Annotated in this window: 1 protein-coding gene, 1 tRNA gene and 2 rRNA genes; all 4 read left to right on the forward strand. The window is 55.5% G+C overall.

Annotation, left to right across the window (positions count from 1 at the left end):
* The first annotated feature begins 211 nt into the window (after positions 1-211).
* Positions 212-3033: ribosomal RNA gene (locus tag EN893_RS06990) — 23S ribosomal RNA — on the forward strand.
* Between the two features lie 152 nt (positions 3034-3185).
* Positions 3186-3300: ribosomal RNA gene (rrf, locus tag EN893_RS06995) — 5S ribosomal RNA — on the forward strand.
* Positions 3301-3524: 224 nt separating this feature from the next.
* A tRNA-Met gene (locus EN893_RS07000) sits at positions 3525-3601 on the forward strand.
* 682 nt (positions 3602-4283) lie between these two features.
* On the forward strand, positions 4284-5301 hold a 1018-nt coding region (locus EN893_RS07005; protein WP_128361458.1), incomplete at its 3' end, for a substrate-binding domain-containing protein.

The following is a 5301-nucleotide window of genomic DNA, read 5'->3' on the forward strand; positions in this document are numbered from 1 at the left end:
TGTTCGAACTTCATGAGCTTGAAAAGGTTTGTGATTTGTCGCGGGAGACGCTCAATCTCCCGCATATGATGGGCTTGCCTAACCGCACCCTCGAACCGATCTCGAGAAGCTGGTCTTTTTGTGCCAATGACATCGAATTGGGTCCCGCACAGGATCCGGTTCAGGCGACAATCTCTTCGGGATTGCGCGGGTGGGCATTGGCAATGAGAACGATCAAGTGTCTTAAGGGCAATTGGTGGATGCCTTGGCATGCACAGGCGATGAAGGACGTGATACGCTGCGATAAGCTACGGGGAGGTGCGAATACCCTTTGATCCGTAGATTTCCGAATGGGGAAACCCACCTAAGGTACTTGGAAAATCAGAGCAGCCGGAAGGTCGCAAGGCCGACTTGCTGCTGTGGTTTCCAAGTATCGATAATAGGTAACTTACCCTGAATACATAGGGGTAAAGTGGCGAACGCGGGGAACTGAAACATCTAAGTACCCGTAGGAAAGGACATCAACCGAGACTCCGGAAGTAGTGGCGAGCGAACCCGGACCAGGCCAGTGGCGATTGAGAGACAAGCGGAACCTTCTGGAAAGTAGGGCCATAGTGGGTGACAGCCCCGTACGCGTAATGCAATCAATCGTCCTCGAGTAAGGCGGGACACGTGAAATCCTGTCTGAAATTGGGGGGACCACCCTCCAAGCCTAAGTACTCGTGCATGACCGATAGCGAACTAGTACCGTGAGGGAAAGGTGAAAAGCACCCCGACAAGGGGAGTGAAAGAGTACCTGAAACCGATTGCCTACAAACAGTGGAAGCCCAAGGTTCGTCCTGGGTGACCACGTACCTTTTGTATAATGGGTCAGCGACTTAGTGTGACGAGCAAGCTTAAACCGCTAGGTGTAGGCGCAGCGAAAGCGAGTCTGAATAGGGCGTTCAGTTCGTCGCATTAGACCCGAAACCGAGTGATCTAGCCATGAGCAGGTTGAAGGTAAGGTAACACTTACTGGAGGACCGAACCCATAACTGTTGCAATAGTTCGGGATGACTTGTGGCTAGGGGTGAAAGGCCAATCAAACTCGGAAATAGCTGGTTCTCCGCGAAATCTATTTAGGTAGAGCGTCGACCGAATACCCCAGGGGGTAGAGCACTGGATGGGCTAGGGGTCCTCACCGGATTACCAAACCTAACCAAACTCCGAATACCTGGGAGTACTAGTCGGCAGACACACGGCGGGTGCTAACGTCCGTCGTGAAAAGGGAAACAACCCTGACCTACAGCTAAGGTCCCCAAGTTATGGCTAAGTGGGAAAGGATGTGAGGATCCCAAAACAACCAGGATGTTGGCTTAGAAGCAGCCATCATTTAAAGAAAGCGTAACAGCTCACTGGTCTAAATAAGGGTCTTTGCGCCGAAAATGTAACGGGGCTAAAGCCATACACCGAAGCTTAGGGTTTGGTCCGCAAGGGCCAAGCGGTAGCGGAGCGTTCTGTAAGCTGATGAAGCCATACCCGTGAGGGGTGGTGGAGGTATCAGAAGTGCGAATGCTGACATGAGTAACGTAAGGGGAGTGAGAGACTCCCCCGCCGAAAGACCAAGGGTTCCTGCTTAAAGCTAATCTGAGCAGGGTTAGCCGGCCCCTAAGACGAGGCGGAAACGCGTAGTCGATGGGAACCACGTTAATATTCGTGGGCTTGGAGGTAGTGACGGATCATTGAGGTAGTCCAATCTTATCGGATTGAACGGGCTGCTGCGTGGTTCCAGGAAATAGCTCCTCCTTATAAACCGTACCCGAAACCGACACTGGTGGTCTGGTAGAGTATACCAAGGCGCTTGAGAGAACTATGCTGAAGGAACTCGGCAAATTGCACGCGTAACTTCGGAAGAAGCGTGACCCTTTTCTACGCAAGTAGAGGAGGGTGGCACAGACCAGGGGGTAGCGACTGTTTATCAAAAACACAGGGCTCTGCGAAGTCGCAAGACGACGTATAGGGTCTGACGCCTGCCCGGTGCTGGAAGGTTAAGAGGAGGGGTGCAAGCTCTGAATCGAAGCCCCAGTAAACGGCGGCCGTAACTATAACGGTCCTAAGGTAGCGAAATTCCTTGTCGGGTAAGTTCCGACCTGCACGAATGGCGTAACGACTTCCCCGCTGTCTCCAGCATAGACTCAGTGAAATTGAATTCCCCGTGAAGATGCGGGGTTCCTGCGGTTAGACGGAAAGACCCCGTGCACCTTTACTATAGCTTTACATTGGCATTCGTAGTGGCATGTGTAGGATAGGTGGTAGGCTTTGAAACCTGGGCGCCAGCTCAGGTGGAGCCACCCTTGAAATACCACCCTTATTACTATGGATGTCTAACCGCGGCCCGTTATCCGGGTCCGGGACAATGTATGGTGGGTAGTTTGACTGGGGCGGTCGCCTCCTAAAGAGTAACGGAGGCGCGCGATGGTGGGCTCAGAACGGTCGGAAATCGTTCGCTGAGTGCAATGGCATAAGCCTGCCTGACTGCGAGACTGACAAGTCGAGCAGAGACGAAAGTCGGTCATAGTGATCCGGTGGTCCCGCGTGGAAGGGCCATCGCTCAACGGATAAAAGGTACGCCGGGGATAACAGGCTGATGACCCCCAAGAGTCCATATCGACGGGGTTGTTTGGCACCTCGATGTCGACTCATCGCATCCTGGGGCTGGAGCAGGTCCCAAGGGTATGGCTGTTCGCCATTTAAAGCGGTACGTGAGTTGGGTTCAGAACGTCGTGAGACAGTTCGGTCCCTATCTGCCGTGGGTGTAGGAATATTGAAAGGATCTGTCCCTAGTACGAGAGGACCGGGATGGACGGATCTCTGGTGGACCTGTTGTGGCGCCAGCCGCATAGCAGGGTAGCTATATCCGGACGGGATAACCGCTGAAGGCATCTAAGCGGGAAACCCACCTTAAAACGAGTATTCCCTGAGAACCGTGGAAGACGACCACGTTGATAGGCCGGGTGTGGAAGAGCGGCAACGCTTGAAGCTTACCGGTACTAATAGTTCGATCGGCTTGATCGTTCTCATTCCTTATGCTCATCGCTCCAAATCGGAGGATGACAGGCACATAAAGGACCAGCGAATAGCCCCGAGAGGCACCCGACAGCTCCGCTGCCGATGCCTCTTTGTGCTCCTTCGCTCAAAAGCTTCTCGAACAACGTGCGTTTTGCCGACCTGGTGGTTATGGCGGAGCGGCTGCACCCGATCCCATTCCGAACTCGGCCGTGAAACGCTCCAGCGCTGATGGTACTTCGTCTCAAGACGCGGGAGAGTAGGTCGCTGCCAGGTCTGCTAAACGCACGTTGAACTCACATCCAATCGGATGGAGTGATGTCTTCTCTTTATGAAATGGCCCGCCAAGGGATCACGGGCCGCGTAAGCGGCCCTTTCATTTGGTCAGCCATATACCTATCTGTAGGCCTCGGCTTACACAAAAAAGCAAGCAAACGCTTGCTTAGGAACGCAAGCAAGCGCTTGCTTGGATTAGCAAGCAAACGCTTGCTAAGAGGTGACGCGGGGTGGAGCAGCCCGGTAGCTCGTCAGGCTCATAACCTGAAGGTCACAGGTTCAAATCCTGTCCCCGCAACCAAACCTCACTAAACAAACAGCCCGCCTCGTGCGGGCTCTTTTGTTTTTTGCCCTGGTGCCGGCGTTTAACCCGTCATCAGGCGCCCCCAAGCAGGCCAAGCCCAAGCCGCAAGACAGAAAACTCAAATCCTCTCCCCAACCAAACTTCGGTAAGCAAACAATCCGCCTGGAACAATGCCGGCGGGCCGTTCGCATTCGGGGGACAGTCGAAGGTTCTCGGAATACTCCGGGTGGTCAAGGCTGCTGTAAGCCGACGAAGCAGCAGACTTCTTGGCCAAGCGACATGGAGAGCGTCACGCCGCGCTCGGAGCAGATGCTTATCAAACAAGATCTGGGCTTCACGTGATAAGACGCGGCCGGCGGGAGGGCACCGCGCGAACTCCTGGGTGCAGATACTCCAACCACACTCCCCGGTTCGCGGCCAAAAAGGCCGGAAAGGCCTTGCCTGGCCCGTACGGCACCTTGGCGGCCTGCGACCAGCTTCGTCGACCGGAGCGTAGACTCCCCGGAAGTAGGTTGTGAAATATATTTCAGTATGTGAATTATATTGACAACGTGCGCCGAGGCTGTAATGTCCCGATCGTCGGCTTTCGGAGGAAGGTTGGCATCATCAAATCCATACGGCAGCGCTCGCTGAGCGCCTGCGACGGTCATTGAGGATGGCTTCGGCCAAGGGAGGAAACTTGCGCAAATTTCTGAGCACGCTCGCAATCGCGGCGGCTGCATCGACCTGCTTTGGGTCGATGCAGGTACGCGCCGAAACCCCAAACCCGTTCAAATGCGAGCCGGGTGAAAAATATGTCATGAACGTCATGGTCTCGGGCGTCGAATACTGGTTCCCGGTCTATGAAATGTTCAAGCAGGCCGGCCAGCAGTTCGGCTGCGAGACCGCCTATACGGGTACGCCGGAATACGACGTCAACAAGCAGATCGCGACCTTCGACCAAGCGCTGGCGCAGAAGCCGGCCGGCATATTGGTGCATCCGATGAACTCCGATCCGTTCATCGAGCCGATCAACCGCGCCATCGAACAGGGCACCGCGGTGGTGACCTTCGCCGCCGACTCGCCGAATTCCAAGCGCGTCTCCTACATCACCTCCGACAACAATGCCGAAGGCACCTATGCCGCCGACGCCGTTGCCAAGGCGATGGACGGCAAGGGCGAATATGCGGTGCTGGAGAATCCCGGCCAGGACAACCACGACAAGCGCGTCCACGCGTTCGTTGCCCGCATGGAAGCCAAATGGCCTGACATGAAGCTCGTCGGCCGCGCCGCTTCGAACCAGGATCCCACCAAGGCCTATCAGGCGGTTCTGAGCCTGGCGCAGGCGCATCCTGATCTTGGCGCCGTGTTCATGCCGGAGGCCAACTCGGCCATCGGCGCTGCCCAGGCCGCCAAGGAAGGCGGTGGCAAGATCCGCGTCATGCTCGCCGACGTCAATGCCAAGATCCTCGACATGATCAAGGCCGGCGAGATCTTCGGCTCGGTCAATCCAAACCAGGGCATGCAGGGCTATATGGGCTTCATGCTGTTGTGGATGGCCAAGCATCCCGGCCTGATCGATCCGATGAACGACGCCAAGCGTTCGGGTTTCAACCCGATGAGCGTGCCCTTCGTCGACAATGGCTTCTCCATTGTCTCCAAGGACAATGCGGACGACTTCTACTGGGACAAGTACCTCAAGCGTCGCGGTACCAAGG

The organism is Mesorhizobium sp. M7A.F.Ca.CA.004.04.2.1 (genome assembly GCF_004022825.1).
Lineage (GTDB): Bacteria > Pseudomonadota > Alphaproteobacteria > Rhizobiales > Rhizobiaceae > Mesorhizobium.